The sequence below is a fragment of the Pedobacter roseus genome (genome assembly GCF_014395225.1).
Classification (GTDB): Bacteria; Bacteroidota; Bacteroidia; order Sphingobacteriales; family Sphingobacteriaceae; genus Pedobacter; species Pedobacter roseus.
Window position 1 is genome coordinate 5832567 of the sequence record NZ_CP060723.1, and the last position, 19520, is coordinate 5852086.

The window sequence follows — 19520 nt, forward strand, 5'->3', positions numbered from 1 at the left end:
ATTATAACCTCTCATTCTAAACAGCAAAGCCTGCTATTTGATTTTCTAAAGTCAAATCAGCAGGCTTTTGTCTTTTCTGGGTTTATGGTCTGGCAGGTTGCGGAGCAGGCAATTCTTTTCTGGGAATCTGTGCTTCACGTTGCGAGGTATTGTAAACAAAGGATGCAATAATCGTTGCTGCCTGTTTTAAATCATCTTCAACAAGCCTGTCGTAGGTATCCATATTGCTATGGTGGGTGCGGGTATTGTAATCAGCAGGGTCCTGGATAAACTGGAAACCCGGAATGCCCACCGCATCAAAAGCCTGATGATCAGTACCACCGGTATTATTAATGGTAATGGTTGTTGCACCAAGATCGGCAAACGGCGTTAACCAGCTTTGAAAAATTGGTCCGGCGGCTGCATTGCCCTGTAAATAAACACCACGTATTTTTCCAGTTCCATTATCAAGGTTATAATAGGCTGATATTTTTTTCTGATCAGGCGTTAATACCATCGTTTTTGGATCGCCGAAATGTTTTGCAACATAACCCCTCGAACCAAATAAACCCTGCTCTTCTGAACTCCATAAGGCGATACGGATAGTACGTTTTGGTTTAAAATCAATCGCTTTTAAAATGCGCATGGCTTCCATCATTACAGTAGAGCCGGCTGCATTATCAGTTGCTCCGGTTGCGGCATGCCACGAATCGAAATGACCGCCAATCATTACCACTTCGTCTTTCAATTTTTTATCAGTTCCCGGAATTTCAGCAATTACATTGTAACCCTGCGGATCCTGATCGTAAAATGAAGTTTTGATATCGGCCTCAACTTCCACTGGTTTACCAGCACGCAAAAGGCGTAATATATGCAAGAAATCTTCTGCTGCTACTTCCAGCTCTGGCGATACGGGTTTGGCATCTAAAGCATAAGATGCTCCATTGCTGGTGAAAAATGTACCCTGTCCGCCGCGGGCATAAGTTAAAATTAAGCCAACTTTTTCTTCAACCAACATGGCACTGATGGCTGCACGAACCTCGCGCATTTTCATCATTTGTGCCATTCTATCAGCCATTGGTCCACCAGCCGGACGCTGCCTTGCGCCGGCAGCTTGTGGTTTTGCAGCAGCCATTTGTGCCAGTGTTGTGTCTGCATAGCGCGAAAAATCAGGTTTAATGCCACTGGTTAAAGGAGTGCCCTGATCCATCATAATGATTTTTCCGGCCAATTTGCCTTTGTATTTTGCCAAATCAGCTACGCTATCTGCCTTGATCAGGATTACTTCCGATTTTATCGGCCCGTTTGTGCCTGGTGTCCATGCTTTTGGTGAAGCAATAATGGCGCGATAATAAGGTAGCGTAGTAGCGGCATAGTATTTATCGATCTGCCATCCTTTACCGAAAGTTCCCCAGGCTTCGAGGTGCGCATTTTTTAATCCCCAATCGGTAAGTTGTTTTACAGCCCATTCCTGTGCTTTTTTTAAGCCTGGCGAATTTGATAAGCGTGGTCCGCTCACATCGGTTAGGTTAAAAGCAATGTTCATTGCCTTTGAGTTTTCTAAACCTTCCTTTCTTATTTTTTGCACTACAGCTGCATCAGGGGTATCTTGTGCAAAAGCGGAGAGGCAAAAGCCGAAAGCCAATGCCGTGAGGGTAAATCTTTTGATCATTTTTGAATAATTAGTTGGTTGATTTTGATCTAAAATACGTTTTAAACCCCTTCAAATTATTTTCTAATGATATTTTTACATGATTTTCAGGTTAATCATAGGTAGATGGTAGTTTTAACCTATTTTATGCTCTTTTTGGTAACAATGAAATAGCCTATGATGAAAAGAATGGCCGCATAAATTAAACTTGTCCATATTTCCTGGGTAAAAATCGGAAAATCCAGAGGATCAGTTCCTTTTTTTACTTTAGCAATCCTTAAAGCGAGTGTAGGTAAAGAATAAGGGATTAGATAAGCATATTTCCAGCCTACATTTGCTGTGATGATGCCCATGATGGTGCCCACAAAACCTATTCCCATTGGTTTAAGGAAATCGGCCCACAATAAACTCAGGATAAACTGTAACGATAATATGCCTAATGAAGACAGGAATAGTTTAACATAAGCATTGATGAGTAAATTTAATGGATTATAGTGGTCGAAATTATATTTTGGAACTAAAACCTGTAATAAATGACCGAAGGCAAAGGTTAAAGAGGCAAAAAGGAATAAACAGGTAAAGATTAAAAATACGGCATAAAGGTATTTAGCAGCATAAATGGAAAATTTATTCAAAGGCTGCGCAAAAAGCATTTTCCAGGTATCGTTTTTATGTTCAATATTATTGACCGAAAAAGCCATAAATATCACATAAAAAGGCATAATTAATAAGCCCATTACTCCAAGTGCCGCACCGCTATACTGTGCCCATAATACCATGGGAGGGTAATGGAAGGCAAGGATTTTTTCAGAACCGGAATAAAAACCAAAAGTGATTAAACCGCATATAATAACAGGCAATAATATCGCTGCCCAAAAAGCCAGTGTTTTCCGAGATTTATAAAATTCTGATATTAAAGATATGTAGAGCGTGCGCATATTAGTTGGTTTTTGTAATGTCCAGAAAAAGATTTTCTAAATCCTTTTTCTGTTGGTAAAGGCTGCTTACCGTAAATCCATTTTGAATAAGTAGTGTATTTAATTCGCCGCTTTTTTGTGCTGAAGTAAATGGAACGATGATTTTTTTATCGGTTTGGGTTATAATTTCATAACCTGTTTTTGCTATAAACGCGCTCGCATTTTCGATGTTGTTCACTTCAATTTCGAGCATAGGTTTGCTCAGCAGGTGCAGTTCGTCGATGGTACCCTGAAATAAGAGCTGTCCTTTATTGATAATGCCAACATGTGTAGCTGTTCTTTCAATTTCGGCCAGTAAATGGCTCGAAACCAATATCGTTTTTTGGTGTTTGGTTGCTAATTCGATCATGAGGTTACGTACCTCGATAATACCGTTGGGGTCTAAACCATTGGTAGGTTCATCCAAAAGCAAGAGTTCGGGATCTGAGATGAGCGCCTGGGCAATACCGAGACGTTGTTTCATTCCTAGAGAATATTTACTTGCTTTTTTATTTGCTGCCTCTGTAAGGCCTACTAAAGCCAACATTTCGTCGGCTTTGGTTTTTTTTATGCCGAGCAGGATGCAACGGTTGATCAGGTTTTCTTTGCCTGTTAAATGACCATAGATGGCCGGTTGTTCTACCAACGCACCCACCCGCTTAAGGATGGCTATACGGTTGCTGTTTATTTCTTTGCCAAATATAAAAACCTGATCAGCGGGAGACTTCAGCAGGTTGAGCAAAATTTTTATAGTAGTTGTTTTTCCGGCTCCGTTTGGTCCCAAAAAGCCATAAATACTGCCTTTTGGTACTTGTAATGAAAGGTCTTTTACAATGGTTTGATTACCAAAGTTAAAGTTTAAGCCTACAGTTTCGATAGCGTAATTACTCATTACTATTATTTAAAAATAGCTGTAGCCTGTTTTACGATCGTTTCTGAAGTTTTAGCAGGTTTAACTACTATTTCAGCATCATTTTGGTTGGTGCTTACTGTAAGTGTTAAAATGATCATCATAAATACTGGTAATAATAAAAGTAAAAATGGCGATGTGTTTCCTAACTTTTTCATGATGGTTTGTTTTATTTGAGCGGCTGCGAAAATAACATCAGCCATTACTGTTTGATTTTTTAAGTTGATTGCTGATGTAGTTTTCATATTGTTATCGTTTTGATGATTCAAAGAAACTCAAGAAAAACAACCTGCTAAAATCTATTATACCAAGTGTTCAAGATTCTAGATCAACAGCCGTTTTTGGCGTTGGTCGATAAAAATTGCCCATTGGGCCGTTGGTAGAAAAAAAATGCCCGTTGGTAGATTGTGTAAGTAAATCGATAAAACTTTATTTATTTTGTGGCTTGAACGATAGGCGTTATTAAACGTATATCAGTATTCATTACTATTTAATACATTTCAAATGAAACAAAGTAGGGGCCCTTTAATACTAAATGCTATTTTTTGGGGATTTATATGCCTTTTTATTATAGTTATATCTATGATGGGGAGTGAAAAGCATACCATGAAAGATTACTTTCTGTCGTATTTTGTTTTTGGTATCGTTAATGTTTCTGTATTCTACATCAATTATATTTTCCTGATCCCATCACTGATCAAGAAGAGAAAAAAGTACTGGTTATATGTCCTGTCGTTTGTTCTTTTAATTGTTGTTGCAACATTTGTTAAAACTGTTATCGCTGTTTTAAACCCCGAAGAGATGCTTCGTTATACATTCGATGGCAAAAGCCATAATATGTCTGTTAATAATTTTGCTATCAACACGGTTTTTATAATTGGTTTTTTCCTGGTTTCGAGCTGTATTATCAAATTCACTATTGATTGGTTTGCAAGCGAAAGGATTCAGCGCAATTTAGAGAGCGAACGCCGCGAAATGGAACTTCAGTTTTTAAAGTCGCAGTTAAATCCGCATTTTCTTTTCAACTCGCTTAATAATATCTACTCATTGGCTTATCAAAAATCGGATAAAACTGCTGATGCCATTATGAAGCTTTCGGAAATTATGCGTTATATGATTTATGAAAGCAACACGCCAACCGTAGCTTTAAGCAAAGAGGTAGATTATTTAACCAGTTATATTGAACTCCAGAAAATAAGGTTTAAAGATGGTGCTTATATCGAACTTACTTTAAACGGCGAGATAGACAATCAAAAAATTGTTCCGCTTATGCTGATTTCGTTTGTAGAAAATGCATTTAAACATGGCGTGGTAACCGATCCCACCGAACCGGTAAAGATCAATATCATAGCCAACCAGAAAATTTTGCATTTTAGTGTCATCAATAAAAAGAACCAGCAGAATAAAGATGCTCAGGGTGGCGTGGGTTTAACAAATGTAGAGCGTAGATTACAATTGGTTTATCCCGACAGATATAAATTAAATGTTGTAAATTCGGCTACCCATTATACCTGCGAACTGATGATTGACATATAATCCGGCATTAAACTAAGCGGATTATAAGTAAATCATGAATTAAATAGATTAACCAAAATGAACTTAAACTGTATTGTTGTTGATGATGAGCCTTTAGCGCTTGATATTTTACAGGATTATATATCGAAAGTACCTTTTTTAACGATGGTTAAAAGGTGCGAAAACCCAATTGAAGCTTTGCAGATTGTACAGGGCGGGGGCATTGATCTTGTGTTTTTGGATATCCAGATGCCTGAATTAACAGGAATCCAGTTTTTAAAGATAGCAGGTAATAAATGCCATTATATTTTAACCACTGCTTACCCTGAATATGCTTTAGAAAGTTACGACCTCAATGTTTCAGATTATTTATTAAAGCCTATTGCCTTCGATCGTTTTTATAAAGCGGTGGAAAAAGTACACAATCAGGTTAAGCCCGTTGAAACACCAGCCAGCGTAGCACAACCCATTATTACACCTGCTCCTTTTTCAGCACCATCCAACCCGGTTCAGGACTATATTTTTGTAAAAACGGAACATAAGATCCAAAAAATCTATCTCCATGATATCTTGTTTATAGAGGGTTTAAAAGATTATATTTCGATTTTCACCAAAGATGAACGCGTAATTACGCTGCAGAGTATGAAGAAAATGGAAGAAGCCTTACCTCAAAGCCAGTTTATCAGGGTGCACAAATCGTATATTGTTGCGGTTGATAAAATTGAAAGTATTGAGCGCAGCCGGATTACGATTAACCAGAAAATTATCCCTGTAGGCGATACTTACCGCGATGAATTTTTCAGGGTGATTGGGAACAAGAATATCTAGATGTAAGAGGTGGAATGGAAAATGGCAAATGGGCGTTTAGCGTTTATTAACCAATAACTACTTTGTTGCCACGGATTCACAGAAATACGGAATATTTTACGAGATATATCTTCATTTCGACCGCAGTGGAGAAATCTTTTAATTTATTAGCATGAGGATTTTTCCATTCCATTTACTTTTAAAAATGATAGCGATCTAAAAATCTGTCATCCTGAGAGGTAGTTTCTTGTATAAAAGTCAATATGAATAACAGATCTTTTTGGCAAATGATAGGCTGCGAGAGATCATCATTCCCAACCCGATAGCTATCGGATGACGGGCGTATTAATGGATTCTGTATATGATAGCGTAGTCAAAGGATCTTTAAGGAGGTTAATAAAAATTACAAAGTAGCTGGTTGCTCCATTGGCTGACCTAAAACTTTCCTGATTTCGTTTTCTACCTCAAGTGTGATGTCATTTGGTGTTTTTACGCCTGATTCTATTGGCTTTAAAACCGTCCATTTTAGGGCATTGCCTGTGGTTAACGGGAACATACCAAAGCGTACAATTTTCCACGAATTTTCTATAGCTACAGGAACAACCAATGCATTGGGTACCACTTTTAAAATGGTGGCAATACCGCCAAACTGGAATGTTTTTAACTGGCCATCTTTCGCCCGTGTTCCCTCTGGGAAAATAACGGTACTCCAGTTGTTTTCTTTCATCCTACGGCCAAGTTTGATGATTTCGGAAATGGCCTGTTTGTTGTCTTTACGGTTGATATTGGCCCCACCGCCCAAACGCAGATTAATAGAGATTGAAGGGATTCCTTTGGTAAGCTCGATCTTTGAGATGAACTTTGCGCTGTGTTTCCTCAAAAACCAAATTAATGATGGTATATCATACATACTTTGGTGGTTGGATGCAAAAATGATCGGTCTATCGGTTGGCAGATCGTATTCGTTTTTAAAGCTGATGGAGTTGAATAGAAAAATCTGGCAATAGGTGAGGAAAAAATTGAGCATATCGACCGAAACTTTATGTGCTTTATAGCCAAAAAACTTAAAACATACCCATTGTACAGGGTGAAAAATGCAAAGCATTAATCCAAAGAAAATATAAAAAATAGGGCTTAAAATATATCCAAAAAGCTTACTCATCTGCTTGATTTAATAGATGGCAAAGATAATAATAAATTATTCTGCTTTGTTCGCTGGCACTACAATTCCCGATTCAATATCATCAGCTTTGCTTTCAGGATGGCGGCAACGCTCATTGAATCCGTAATTTTTCCGTTTAAGACCATTTGATAAGCCTCTTCAAAGGGTAATTTTTTTACCACAAGCTCTTCCGTTTCTTCTGGCATGGCGATTCCTTGAATTAAATCGGTAGCGATATAAATAATGCTCAATTCATCACTCACTGAATTGGAGAGGTGCATCCTTTGAATTTCCTTCCAGTTTCTGGCACTCATACCGGTTTCTTCCAATAATTCTCTGCGGGCACTTTCTAAAGGATCTTCGTTGAGCGGGCCGCCGCCTTCAGGAATTTCCCAGCTGTAGGCATCCAGCGCATATCGGTACTGGCCAACCAGCCAGGTGTTGTAATTTTCGTCTAAAGGAAGGATCCCAATGGCCAGATTTTTAAAATTAACGGTGCCATAAATCCCCTTTCCGCCAGATGGGTTAATGACCTGGTGTTCGGTTAAGCGGATCCAGTTGTTATCGTATTTTACCTCGCTCTCCAGCGTTTTCCAGGGGTTGATCTCTTCCATGGTGCAAGATAATAACTTACCGTGGTTTTTAAGGAAGAAGAAATGTAGGACAAAAAAAAGTGCTTAGATTTTTTTCTAAGCACCTTTGGTTTAAATTAGAATGATCCTTCATCAGGACGGTTATCCTGCTGATCGTCTTTTTTCTTTTTATTAGCACCAGTAAAGGTGGTTTTTCCGAAACGGTATGAGAAGGTTAAGCTGCCCATGGTTCCCTGCATCTGACGTTGGAAATCAACTATTGTAAAGTTGTCTTCAGTTGTCATACTCCATCTGCGGGTATTAAATACATCCCTAACATTGAAGCTTAAAGATGCTTTTTTGTTCGGGAAATCATATTTGGCTCCGCCATCAATTCCGTACATCGCGTTACGTTTTCCCTGTGCCATTACTTCTGCTGCCCTGTAATCGCCACGTACCTGCAGCGATAAATTTTTAACTACCGTTAAATTTCCGGTTACGTTTGCATTCCAGCTAAATCCGCTGCTTGGTGCAATATCAAAGCGCTCGTCGCCAGCAAACTTGGCCTGGTATAAGTTTACGTTGGTGGTGAAATTTAAAGCTTTAATCAGATCAAAACGGCCAATCAATTCTACACCGCTATTAATCTGGTTCGACAAGTTTTGAGGAGTTGAAGTGATGATACCGTTAACAGGCGTACTTCTTACACGCTGAATTACGTCGTTGGTTTGACGGAAGTATAAACTCGATGTTAAGGTTACTTTTTTCCAGTATTTGCTATAACCCAATTCGAACGAGTGAACATCCTCCGGTAATAAATTCGGGTTACCACCTCTATAGTTTAAAGGATCTGAAACATCCAAAAACGGATTGGTATCCCATGGACGTGGACGGTTTACACGGCGGGTATAGCTCAATTGAAGCTGATTATCGCCTTTTAATTTCTGCGTTAAGAATATACTTGGGTATAACCTTTTATAATGAATATTTCCTTCAGCTGTAGTTAATACGTTATTGGTATAACCTTCTAAATGGGTATCTAAACGTGCATCTTCAGCCCTTAAACCTACCTGATAGCCAAAATCCTTAATCTGGTTCTGATAGTTGAAATAAAGCGCGTGTACCTGATCTTTACTATCAAAACCATTGATCAACTTGTTGTTGCTTATAAAGATATTGGTATTGGTTGGGATTGAATCTGCATACTGATCATTATTTCCCAAGCGAATCTGGCTGCGGTAGCCCAATTCAATTTTACCCGCTTTACCTATAGGTAGGGCATAATCCGTCTGGATATTGTAATTGGTGTTATTACCCGTGTTAAACACACGTTGTAAACTTAAGGTTTCATCAATGGGTACACCATTGCGGTTAGTGGTATTGGTGCTGTAAGCCTGATCGTTGTTGTTAGTACCATAAGAGTAACCGAAGTTAAAAGTTAATTCTTCTTTAGGCTTTTTAAACTTCTGTACATAATCCAGGTTTGCATCATAGCTGTTGCCATAACCATCAGTGGTATTGGTTCTGTTGCTCAGTAAAACCGGAGCATTGTTTGAATTTAGCTGTCTGATGTTCAAAAGGTCGTTGCGGTCGTTTTCTCTCGAGTTAAAACCTCCTGATAAACTGATCACACTTTTCGGCGCTAAATAATAATCGATACCCGCTTTAGCATTGTGGCCTTTATCTAAAGAGTTTGAAACTGTATTCTGGTTTGCAAAAGCTGTTGAACCTGGTGCTGCTGTTTTATAGGTGATGTCCTGAAAACCGCCACCCCTACGGTTACCATAACGGTAGCTGTAGTTACCATAAATGTTTACTTTACTATTTTGAAAGCTTAAATTGGTGTTGGCGTTATAGTTATCGCGGTTACCTGCAGTTACTGCAGCAGAACCGTTAAAACCCAATTTGGTATTTTTCTTTAATACAATGTTGATGATCCCTGACTGACCTTCGGCATCGTATTTAGCAGAGGGATTGGTAATCACCTCAACACTTTCGATTGAACTGGCCGGTATAGATTGCAAGATCTGCGCCACGTTACCACCAGCAATTAAAGATGGTTTGCCATCAATTAAAACTTTTACACCGGTTGATCCACGAAGGCTTACATTACCGTCCATATCGGTAGAAACTGAAGGAACATTTTGCAATAAATCGCCAGCAGAACCGCCTTCGCTTATTACACTCTGATCTACCGCGAAAATCTTTTTATCGATTCCCATTTGCATGCCTTGCTTTTGGCCGGTTACGGTAATTTCGCTTAATACATTGCCTTTTGCAGCATTCATTTTAATGTCGCCAAAATTTAATGTACCTGTAGAGGCCGTAATCGTTACATTGTCCCTAACCATGGTTTGGTAACCAACAAAGCTGATTTTAAAGGTAAAAGTCCCGGTAGGGAGATCAGTCATTACAAATGCGCCGTTCACATCTGTTTGAACTATTTTGGCATTTTTTGCCGTGGCTTTATTAATTAAAACTGCTGTTGCAAAAGGAATGGTTTCTTGTGTTTTGGCATCTTTAAGTACTCCGGTAATTTTTGCTTTTCCACCTGTTTGTGCGAAAAGACTAAATGATAAGGTAAGAAGAAGGAGGGTAATCTGTATTGTTCTGTATTGAAAAAGTCTCATTAAAAAATAAAATTTGTGTGTTTTTATAAAGGGAGACAAAGTAACGGCAAGTAAGTTTAATAAATGGGCCGTAACTATTTTATTACAGCCATTTTATAGTAATATTTTTGTGGGTTAGCTTATCGTTAGCGGTTAATAATCGGCAGTTCTCCCTTTTGTAAAAACAATGATGGAATATTACAATTGAACAATGTGCAAAATGTTACTTTTGTTCATTATGAATAAGATATTAATTGTTGATGACCTGCATCCTGTATTTAAAGAACAGGCCATTGCCATGGGCTACCACGTTGATGATGAACCGCAGATTACCCGTCAGCAAACATTAGATAAAATAAAAGATTATACCGGTATTGCCGTTCGGACGAAGTTTAGAATTGATGCCGAAATTTTTGCTGCCGCCCCCAATTTAAAGTTTGTGGCCAGGGCAGGGGCAGGTTTGGATAATATTGATGATAAAATCGCTTTTGAAAGAAATATAGAGTTGATTAATGCTCCGGAGGGTAATTGTGATGCAGTTGGCGAACATGCTACGGGCTTGCTGTTATCTTTGATGAATAACTTCCGCAGGGCAGATATGGAAATCAGGAACGGTGTTTGGAACCGTGAAGGTAACCGTGGTTATGAACTGAAAGGGAAAAAGGTTGGCATTATCGGTTATGGTTTTATGGGGCAGAGCTTTGCTAAAAAACTGGCAGGTTTTGAGGTGGACGTAATGGCTTACGATAAATATAAAACGGGTTTTAGCGATGCTTTTGCCCGTGAAGTAAGCATGGAAGAAATTGTAAAACACAGTGATGTGCTCAGTTTGCATATTCCACTAACAGCTGAAACCAAACAAATGGTAAATGATGAATACTTTTTCCACTTTAAAAAACCAATCTTCTTTATCAATACGGCCCGCGGCGAAATTGTAAATACACCTGCAGTGCTAAATGCTATAAAAACCGGAAAAATTTTAGGTGCCGGGTTGGATGTTTTGCAGACTGAGAAATTCCCGGCATTAGGAGAACAGCCCTGGTATGATGAATTAAAGAATAATGATCAGGTAATTTTAACACCACATGTTGGTGGCTGGACTTTTGATTCGTACCGGAAAATCTCTGAAGTTTTAGCTGAGAAGTTAAGCGGACTTAGTTTTTAAGTTAAATTAACGTGAGTTTGGGTCTTAATTTAGTCATTGCGAACTGAAGAAGGGTTTTGCGTAGGAGTGAAGCAATCTTTTTGGATAATAAATAGATGATAAATTGCTTCGGCTCGCAGATATCCAGCCTCTCAATGACTAAATATTTTGTAATAAACTGATAGAAAGACCCAAAATTCACATTAAATCAGACCTCGCAGGTTTTAAAAACCTGCGAGGTCTGGATACTCCGATTGTGCTACTAGCTATGTTAAATAAACCTGATTGAAGTGAACATTCCGATTTTTCATCGGAATAAAACGGAAAGCAGGACTTTCGGAACCGAAGCACACCAAACCCTGTTTTTCCTATTAATATTAACCACCTAAGCCATCTTAGAACATCTATGTGATAAGCGCTTATATCATGACCTATGAGGTTTCAAAAACCTGCGAGGTCTGAAAGTAGGGGCGAAAAATACGAAAATCTCCATTTTATTTTCTTAAATTGGCAATACAATCTAACCAATTTTATCATGCCGAAAGATCACTTATATTCTACTACAGTTACCTGGACGGGCAATAAAGGCTCGGGCACTATGGATTACCGTTCGTACGATCGCGATTATGTTATTTCAGTAAAAGGCAAGGCCGATATTTCCGGTTCATCAGATTCTGCCTTTTTGGGCGATAAATCTAAATATAACCCTGAGGATCTTTTGCTGGCATCAATTTCCAGTTGCCACATGCTCTGGTATTTGCATTTATGCTCTAAAAACGAAATCGTAGTAATCGATTATAAAGATGAGGCGGTGGGTACAATGGAAGAATTGGCTGATGGAAGTGGTAGGTTTAGAGAAGTTACCCTTCATCCACAGGTTTTAATTGCTGATAAAGCACATTATGAACTTGCTTCGTCACTACATCATGAAGCCAATAAAATGTGTTTTATTGCCAATTCATTGAATTTTCCGGTTAAACACGAACCGGTACTCAGTTTCAGTTAACAGTTTTCAGTTGGCAGTTATACAAACTGCCAACTGAAAATTGCAAAATGTTAATTATTTCGCTTCCCAAACATTGTCTTTCGGCGTAGCATCTACATAAATGCCGTTGTCCAAACTAATTGAAGTTATTTTTTTTGTGGTGTTAACCGTAATATTAACTTCTTTCTGGTTTGCTTTCCACACCGCTGGAGTTTGGTGGATGGTATCAGCTTTTCCATCAGTATAAGTGACTACCACATCAAACGGAATAGCAAAACCACCAACATTTTTAACAGCTACTGTCGATTTTCCTTTTGCAGGCGTTACTTTGGTAATCGATAAATCAAGATAGTTGTTGGTAAAGAACCAGTTTTGGAAAAACCAGTTCAGGTTCTGTCCGGCACCGGCATTCATTGAGTTAAAATAATCCCATGGAATAGGATGTTTACCATTCCAGTTGGTCATATAAGTATGTAATGCTTTCTTGAATAAGTCATCTCCCAACATATCTTTTAATGCCAGATAAGACAACGAAGCCTTACCATAAGAGTTATTTCCATAACCAGCACCCGAAACCTGATCAGACATTGAAATCACTGGTTGGTCTTCTTCCGCAGATTTATCGTTAATGTATTGATCAACTCTAAATTTCTTGTAAAAATCATCAGCAGCCTGTTTGCCATGCTCGGCAATGCCAATTAAATATTCGAATGTAGTGGCCCAACCTTCGTCCATATAGGCGTAACGGGTTTCGTTAATACCCATGTAGAAGGGAAAGTAAGTATGTGCCACTTCATGATCCTGAACCAACTGTGCAAAAACAGGGTCACCAAACTGAGAATCGTTTACCATCATCGGGTATTCCATATCGGCAAAACCCTGAAAAGCAATTGTTTTTACATAAGGGTAGGGGATGCCAGGCCAATTGTTCGAGAACCAGTCTAAAGCATTCAAATTGTATTTAACCGAGTTCACAAAATCTTTTCCGGTTGTTGGATTATATGCCGCCTGGGCGCTTGATCTTCTGTTGGTTTTTTTATCTACAATTACACTTGCGCCATCCCAAACATAGTGGTTGCTTAGGGCAAAAGTAACATCGGTAATGTGGTTTACGGCAAATTTCCAGGTGTTCCAGTCTTTTTGCTGGGTTACTTTACCATCCTTCATTTCCTGCTCGGTAGCAATGTGGATCACCTCATCACCATTATACGATTTTTTTAAACGGGCAGAAATTTCTGGCTGTAAAACCTCATCTGGATTTAAGAAATCGCCTGTGGCATAGACCACATAGTTTTTAGGTGCTTTAACCGAGAATTCGTAATCGTTAAAATCGTTATAAAACTCAGCTCTATCGGTATGTGGAATGCGGTCCCAGCCGTTATAATCGTCGTAAACTGAAATGCGGGGATAACTGTAAGCCACAAAGAAAGAGTTTTGATCAATCTGCCCTTCGCGGCCACTTTCTTTTGATAAAGGGTAATCCCATTCAATTTTAACCGTAATTTTCGATTTTGGACCTAACGGTTTTTTCAATTTTACATTGCCAACTGTTCCCCAGTTTTTGCTGTCAACCTTGTAGGTTTCTCCATCTATCGAAAAAGAACTAATGTTTAACCCGGTGCTTAAAAAATCTTCGCTCACTGCGCCATTTCTTGGAGAAGTTGGTTTATGCAGGTTATTTACGAATCGGATGGCCAGGTTTCTTAAGGTATCGGAACTGTTGTTGCTGTACAAAATTTCTTCCTTACCGCTTACCACTTTGGTGTCGGCATCTACCTTGATATCCATGTTGTACTTGCCATGGTTCTGCCAGTAATTGGGCCCGGGTTTCCCACTCATAGCACGTGTGCCTTTAGCATAAGCAGCTTTGATATTCCGGGGCATGTAGAGCTCCTGGGCCGAAGCCATATACCCACCCAAACTAAGAAGCAGGGTGATAGAAAATAACTTTTTCATTTTTTAAGAATAATTTAAGCTAAATTAAAACTAATGATTGAATTAGAAAATGATTGAATGATAGATTTTTGAATGAGTTTATGATTGAATGTTACGTTTTTGGTGATTCTTACCTGTCATATAAACCGATTGATGTAAAAAAGAGATCCTGAAATCTAAAAATCCGTTAAATCTTAATCTTTTATTTGCTTTTGTAATTTCCACATTTTATCTTCGTTATAATTGAAGCAAGACTATGTAGCAAACCAACTATATAGTCTTGTTTGTTTTTTATAGCGTTTGAATAAAATTAATAGAGCAATGACAGAGGTAACATACTACACCCAAGAGGGGTTGGATAAATTGAAAGAGGAGGTACATTATCTAACTACCACCGGTCGTCAGCTTATATCTAAAGCAATTGCAGAAGCAAGGGATAAAGGTGATTTATCGGAGAATGCAGAATACGATGCCGCAAAAGAGGCGCAGGGTTTGCATGAAGCTAAAATTTCAAAATTAAAGAATACGTTGGCAAATGCACGTTTAATTGATGAGTCGAAATTGGATTTATCAAAAGTATTGGCATTGTCTATCGTGAAAATAAAAAATGTTAAAAACGGTGCAACCATGACTTACCAATTGGTGGCAGAAACAGAAGCCGATTTAAAAACCGGAAAAATTTCTGTTAAATCGCCAATTGCGCAAGGTTTATTGGGAAAATCGGTAGGCGAGTTTGCCGAAATTGAAGTGCCTGCAGGTAAAATGCAGTTTGAAGTTTTAGAGATTTCGAGATAAGCGAATAGCGTTTGGCGATTAGTGTAAATTGATCGCTTATCACCAAACGCTTTGCGCAAATCACCTTCCACCTTTTAACCTTCCACCTTATGACTATCTTTTCAAAAATCGTTGCAGGCGAAATCCCTGCGCATGTTGTAGCCGAAACTGTAGAATATTTAGCTTTTTTAGATGTTCAGCCTTTAACGGCAGGGCATGTTCTGGTAATCCCTAAAATTGAAACCGACTATATCTTCGATATGGACGAAGATCTGTATGTTGGTCTCTGGATGTTTGCTAAAATTGTAGCCAAAGGTGTAAAAATTGCTTTTCCTTGTAAAAAAGTTGGTGTTTCGGTAATCGGATTGGAAGTTCCGCATGCACACATTCATTTAATACCAATGAATAGTGTAAGCGATATGAACTTTAGTAAAGAAAAATTAAAGCCAACAACCGAGGAGTTGGCAGAGGCTGCTGAGAAAATTAAGCAAGCCTTATTAGCAGTATAAAAAAAGGCCGGCTGATACCATCAGCCGACCATTCTACCCGCCTAACCCAAGTATTTTTATTGTGCCGGAGCAACTGTCGCATTTAGCTGCAATACCGGCCAAACCGATCCTGGCGTTTTTCCAACCAGGAAACCTTTATTATCACCCCTGTTTGTATCTGGTGCATAATAATACAAAGGCCATCCTTTATAGGTTAACTGTTTTTTGCTAATTGTTGCTACAGTAATTACCCCGATATCGGTTTTTGTTACAGCCGAAGGCACATTAAGTATTTCAGATTCATAAACCGGCCATATCCCTTCCTGAGCTGTACCTTTTGTATAGGTATTAACCCCATTTTTATCTGGTGCGAAAGCATATAAAGTACGCCCTCTATTATCAGTTAAGTAAATGGTTTTGCCATCTCCAACAGCATAAGTGCTGGTGTAATTGATGCTGTTTCCAGTTAGCTGTGCATTAGCCAGCATTAACGAATAATCGGGTTTGGCCACAAACCAGATTCCACCAACGCCATCGCCCTTGGTATCGCCTTTCGCAACATCGCCCGCAAAGTAGTAAAGTGGGTAACCACGATAAGTACTTTGTTTACTGCCATCGGCGCGGGTAACTTCACCAACTTCGGCTTTGTTCAGGTTTAAATCTGTACTGGCATCGGCAGAATAATAAAGTGGCCAGGTGGTTTCGCAACCATTGATACAGGTTGGCGTACCAGCAGCATCAGATGAGAAAAAGTACAAAGTTTTACCGTCTTTATCAGTTAATACTGATCCAAATTTAGCATCAGTTGCCAGTTGGATTCCTTTGTTATTATTAACGACAGGCGGAGTTGTGGGATCTTCCGAACTATTTTTCTTGCAGCCTGTAAATACCATGGCTAAACATATTAGCGCCAATAGATTCTTTTTTAAGTAGATTAGCATAAGATTTTTGTTTTAGTTTAACTTTAATAAAAATTGATATGCCGCTATTACGCCGCCAAGTTGTAAATGGTTGCTTGTAGAATGGATATTTTTGACCAAAACGAACGAAATAAAATTTTTTAAAAAAAATAAATTTTTAAGGCAACCTTTTGTTATCCCTTGCCGTAATGTTTGTTGAAAGGAGAACTTGTGACCGCTAACCGCGATAGTGAAGAAATTATACAAAAGTATATCCAGGGCTGCATTAGAAATGAAAGAGATAGTCAAAAAGCGCTATACAAGCATTTCTATAGCTTTGCTATGGGTATATGTTTACGTTATGCACACGACCGGTTAGATGCTGCAGGGATACTGAACGATGGATTTTTTAAAGCCTTTAAAAATATAGCCAAATATGAAAATTCTAAGGCATTTATGCCCTGGCTCGGACGGATTATAACCAATACCGCTATCGATTATTACCGGGCCAATCTAAAATTTGCTGATCATCTGGATATCCAGGAGCACGAAAATATTGCTCAGGTGAGTTCGGTGTACGATAAATTGGCCTATAACGATCTGCTGGCATTGGTACAGGCGCTAAGTCCTGCCTACCGAACGGTTTTTAACCTTTTTGCTATAGATGGTTATAACCATGAGGAAATTGCCGAAATGTTGGGTATATCTATCGGAACATCAAAGTCTAACCTGTTTAAGGCCAGGCAAAAATTACAGGAAATGTTAAAAGCTACTGATTCGAAAACTTACCAGGTGAGGAGTTCGGGCGTAGAAAAAAACCTTTTACATATAAGGTTAAACACAAACATGCAATGAAAGAGGGAAAAGATATAGATAAATTATTTAAGGATGGATTGGGAAACCCCGACCTGCCTTTTAATGATTTAGAATGGGATAATCTGGAGGAAAGATTGCATCCAACTCCGAAAAGGAGGGTTGTGCCTTTGTTTTGGCTAACCGCTGCAGCCGGAATAGCAGCAATGTTACTGATCGTATTTTTATTGGTAAAGCCATCAAATAATAAAACAGACGTTAAGGCGGTGCTAAAAACCGATAGGGAGAATCAGCATAATAATAAACAAAATAATTCAGGAAATTTAACCGGGTTACCAACAAAACAGATTGATCCTGTTGTAAATACGGATTCAAATTCATTGGCTGTAAACCAACAAAATATTGAAACAGGTAAATCAGTTCAAAAGCGTATTACTGATGTAAATGTAGAAATTGGTCAAAAAGCCATCGAAACTGCAGGTAATAATTCCAATTTGTTAGCCAATGTGCAGTTTAAGCCAGATTTAAGTTCTAAAATCGATCCTGTTGAGCTTAAAGATCAAAAATTGGCTGCTCATGTTGCCGTAGGTAAGTCCGAGCGGATTAAACCACCGGTTTTGAAACAAAAATCACGGTTTGTACTGAGTATTTTAGCCGCACCAGATTTAACAGGTGTTCAAAAATCAGGTACAAGCAATTTAAGCGGCGGTTTTGGAGTAGAGGCCACTTATATGATAACCAAAAAGTTGAGCATAACCACAGGAGCATCCTATGCCAAGAAAATTTACGATTCGGATTTTAGTTTATACAATCCCAATACGAGTTATATTTTTAAAATAGCCCCATCAAATATCCACGCCAATTGCGATGTAATTGATATTCCTTTAAATGTAAATTATAAGGTTTTTGGCAATAGCAGAAATTCGATTTCGGTGAGTACCGGGCTTTCGAGTTACCTGATGTTAAAGGAAAAATACAGCTATTCTTATACAGGAGATTATAAAGGCCCTCAAGATTTTGAAATTAAGGGTCAAAATCAACATTATTTAGGCATAGCGAATGTTGGGGTAGAGTTTCAGCATAAGATAAACAATAATTTAAGCATCAGCGCCAAACCTTTTATGAAAATCCCTTTAACCGACATTGGTTATGGCAATTCAAAGCTATCCTCAACAGGTGTAGCGGTTTCGGTAAATATGAATTTATTTAAGAAAAATTAATGTTTAATATTCTTAATTGGGTCGGGTAAAGGCACAAAACCTGTTTCTCCAGGCACAGGTTTAAAGCTTTGTTCCAGCCACTTTTGCTTTGCCTTCTCGATAAGTTCTCTATCCGAAGCTACAAAATTCCAGTAAATAAAGCGCTCTTCAGGAAAAGGCTCGCCGCCGAAAATGTAAACCGTGGTATTGGCGTGCATGGTAAATTCGCAGAGTTTGGCATCGTTGGCAATTAAAATCTGGCGGGGCTCGAAAATATGTCCGTCGCTTTCTATAGCACCTTCCAAAATATACAGGGCACTTTCTCCGAAAAGATAATCGCCAATATTTACTTTCTGGCGGTCAGTGCTTTTTAACTCTAAAAAATACAGCGGACTATAAACGGGCACGGGTGATTTTTGTCCGAAAGCTTCACCAGCAATTAATTTAATGGCAACGCCATCTTGTTCCCATGCGGGGATATCGGCACCCTCTACATGAAAAAATTCCGGTTCCATTTGCTCCAGTGCTTTGGGCAAAGCTACCCAGATTTGTAAACCATGCAGCATTTTATCGGTATGACGAAGGTATTCTGGCGTTCTTTCAGAGTGTACGATGCCACTGCCTGATGTCATCCAGTTTACCTGGCCTGGTTTGATGACTACATCAGACCCCAGGCTATCTTTATGGGTAATTTCTCCTTCGAACAAAAAGGTTAAGGTAGAAAGTCCGATATGTGGATGTGGCGGAACATCGAGATTTTCGTGATCGCTCATCGCTGCGGGCCCCATGTGGTCGATAAAAGAAAAAGGACCAACCATGCGTTTCTCTCTGAAAGGCAAAAGCCTGCCAACCATAAAATTGCCAATGTTTGCTGGCCTTTCCTCGATAATCAGTTTAATATTCGACATGTGGTGATCTGTTTTAATGAGGTGAATTTAAGGAAAAAGGGCGGGATTTAGGTTGAAATTTTCTTCATCACGTCATCTCGACCGGAGCATCGCGGAGTGGAGAGATCTATCTAGATAGATTTCTCGACTGCGTTGCACTCCGCTCGAAATGACGCCATGGGAGGGCGACGGTAAGGCTTCTTCCTTGAAAAACCAACTAACTCCGTGATTTCTG

Annotated in this window: 18 protein-coding genes; 8 read left to right on the forward strand and 10 right to left on the reverse strand. The window is 38.9% G+C overall.

Annotated features, from left to right (window positions below):
* Window positions 1-82 precede the first annotated feature (82 nt).
* The 4 genes from H9L23_RS24140 to H9L23_RS24155 form a co-directional block, all read right to left on the reverse strand.
* Complete coding sequence (locus H9L23_RS24140) at window positions 83-1651, reverse strand: M28 family metallopeptidase (protein ID WP_187592693.1); 1569 nt, start codon at window positions 1649-1651, stop codon at window positions 83-85.
* A 119-nt stretch (window positions 1652-1770) separates the two neighbouring features.
* Entirely contained in the window at window positions 1771-2568 is a 798-nt protein-coding gene (locus H9L23_RS24145) for an ABC transporter permease (RefSeq protein WP_187592694.1), read from the reverse strand.
* A gap of 1 nt (window position 2569) precedes the next feature.
* Window positions 2570-3478, reverse strand: a complete 909-nt coding sequence (locus H9L23_RS24150) for an ABC transporter ATP-binding protein (protein ID WP_187592695.1) — start codon at window positions 3476-3478, stop codon at window positions 2570-2572.
* A 5-nt stretch (window positions 3479-3483) separates the two neighbouring features.
* Complete coding sequence (locus H9L23_RS24155) at window positions 3484-3741, reverse strand: hypothetical protein (RefSeq protein WP_187592696.1); 258 nt, start codon at window positions 3739-3741, stop codon at window positions 3484-3486.
* 361 nt (window positions 3742-4102) lie between these two features.
* On the opposite strand from H9L23_RS24155, the gene H9L23_RS24160 reads away from it, so the two are divergent.
* The gene (locus tag H9L23_RS24160) at window positions 4103-5032 is read left to right on the forward strand and encodes a sensor histidine kinase (protein ID WP_246474773.1); all 930 of its coding nucleotides are present in this window, start codon (window positions 4103-4105) and stop codon (window positions 5030-5032) included.
* A gap of 57 nt (window positions 5033-5089) precedes the next feature.
* Complete coding sequence (locus H9L23_RS24165) at window positions 5090-5839, forward strand: LytR/AlgR family response regulator transcription factor (protein WP_187592698.1); 750 nt, start codon at window positions 5090-5092, stop codon at window positions 5837-5839.
* A 382-nt stretch (window positions 5840-6221) separates the two neighbouring features.
* Here H9L23_RS24165 and H9L23_RS24170 read toward each other — a convergent pair whose 3' ends face one another.
* From H9L23_RS24170 to H9L23_RS24180, 3 genes are all read right to left on the reverse strand, one after another.
* Window positions 6222-6980, reverse strand: coding sequence for a lysophospholipid acyltransferase family protein (locus tag H9L23_RS24170; RefSeq protein WP_187592699.1), 759 nt, complete (start codon window positions 6978-6980; stop codon window positions 6222-6224).
* Between the two features lie 59 nt (window positions 6981-7039).
* Entirely contained in the window at window positions 7040-7594 is a 555-nt protein-coding gene (locus tag H9L23_RS24175) for an NUDIX domain-containing protein (protein ID WP_187592700.1), read from the reverse strand.
* A 95-nt stretch (window positions 7595-7689) separates the two neighbouring features.
* Window positions 7690-10182, reverse strand: coding sequence for a TonB-dependent receptor domain-containing protein (locus tag H9L23_RS24180; protein ID WP_187592701.1), 2493 nt, complete (start codon window positions 10180-10182; stop codon window positions 7690-7692).
* 217 nt (window positions 10183-10399) lie between these two features.
* Between H9L23_RS24180 and H9L23_RS24185 the strand changes: the two genes are divergently transcribed.
* Together H9L23_RS24185 and H9L23_RS24190 are read left to right on the forward strand one after the other, a co-directional pair.
* Window positions 10400-11326 carry an NAD(P)-dependent oxidoreductase gene (locus H9L23_RS24185; RefSeq protein ID WP_187592702.1) on the forward strand — a complete coding sequence of 309 codons (927 nt, stop codon included), beginning with the start codon at window positions 10400-10402 and terminating at the stop codon, window positions 11324-11326.
* A 412-nt stretch (window positions 11327-11738) separates the two neighbouring features.
* A complete protein-coding gene (locus tag H9L23_RS24190; protein WP_317175274.1) occupies window positions 11739-12311 on the forward strand; it encodes an OsmC family protein in 573 nt (190 codons plus the stop codon).
* Window positions 12312-12365: 54 nt separating this feature from the next.
* On the opposite strand, the gene H9L23_RS24195 is transcribed toward H9L23_RS24190, so the two are convergent.
* The gene (locus H9L23_RS24195) at window positions 12366-14246 is read right to left on the reverse strand and encodes a M1 family metallopeptidase (RefSeq protein ID WP_187592703.1); all 1881 of its coding nucleotides are present in this window, start codon (window positions 14244-14246) and stop codon (window positions 12366-12368) included.
* Window positions 14247-14546: 300 nt separating this feature from the next.
* Here H9L23_RS24195 and greA point away from each other — a divergent pair, with 300 nt between their 5' ends.
* Together greA and H9L23_RS24205 are read left to right on the forward strand one after the other, a co-directional pair.
* Window positions 14547-15020: a transcription elongation factor GreA gene (greA, locus tag H9L23_RS24200; RefSeq protein WP_029276724.1), complete on the forward strand. Its 474-nt coding sequence runs from the start codon at window positions 14547-14549 to the stop codon at window positions 15018-15020.
* 89 nt (window positions 15021-15109) lie between these two features.
* Entirely contained in the window at window positions 15110-15508 is a 399-nt protein-coding gene (locus tag H9L23_RS24205) for an HIT family protein (protein ID WP_187592704.1), read from the forward strand.
* Between the two features lie 56 nt (window positions 15509-15564).
* On the opposite strand, the gene H9L23_RS24210 is transcribed toward H9L23_RS24205, so the two are convergent.
* Window positions 15565-16428 carry a hypothetical protein gene (locus H9L23_RS24210; protein ID WP_187592705.1) on the reverse strand — a complete coding sequence of 288 codons (864 nt, stop codon included), beginning with the start codon at window positions 16426-16428 and terminating at the stop codon, window positions 15565-15567.
* Between the two features lie 171 nt (window positions 16429-16599).
* Here H9L23_RS24210 and H9L23_RS24215 point away from each other — a divergent pair, with 171 nt between their 5' ends.
* Both H9L23_RS24215 and H9L23_RS24220 read left to right on the forward strand, forming a co-directional pair.
* Window positions 16600-17241 carry an RNA polymerase sigma factor gene (locus H9L23_RS24215; RefSeq protein ID WP_187592706.1) on the forward strand — a complete coding sequence of 214 codons (642 nt, stop codon included), beginning with the start codon at window positions 16600-16602 and terminating at the stop codon, window positions 17239-17241.
* Window positions 17238-18419, forward strand: coding sequence for a porin family protein (locus H9L23_RS24220; RefSeq protein WP_187592707.1), 1182 nt, complete (start codon window positions 17238-17240; stop codon window positions 18417-18419). The genes H9L23_RS24215 and H9L23_RS24220 overlap by 4 nt, the downstream gene beginning before the upstream one ends.
* Here the strand turns inward: H9L23_RS24220 and H9L23_RS24225 are convergent.
* Complete coding sequence (locus H9L23_RS24225; RefSeq protein WP_187592708.1) at window positions 18416-19306, reverse strand: pirin family protein; 891 nt, start codon at window positions 19304-19306, stop codon at window positions 18416-18418. The two genes, H9L23_RS24220 and H9L23_RS24225, sit on opposite strands and share 4 nt — an antisense overlap.
* Window positions 19307-19520 lie beyond the last annotated feature (214 nt).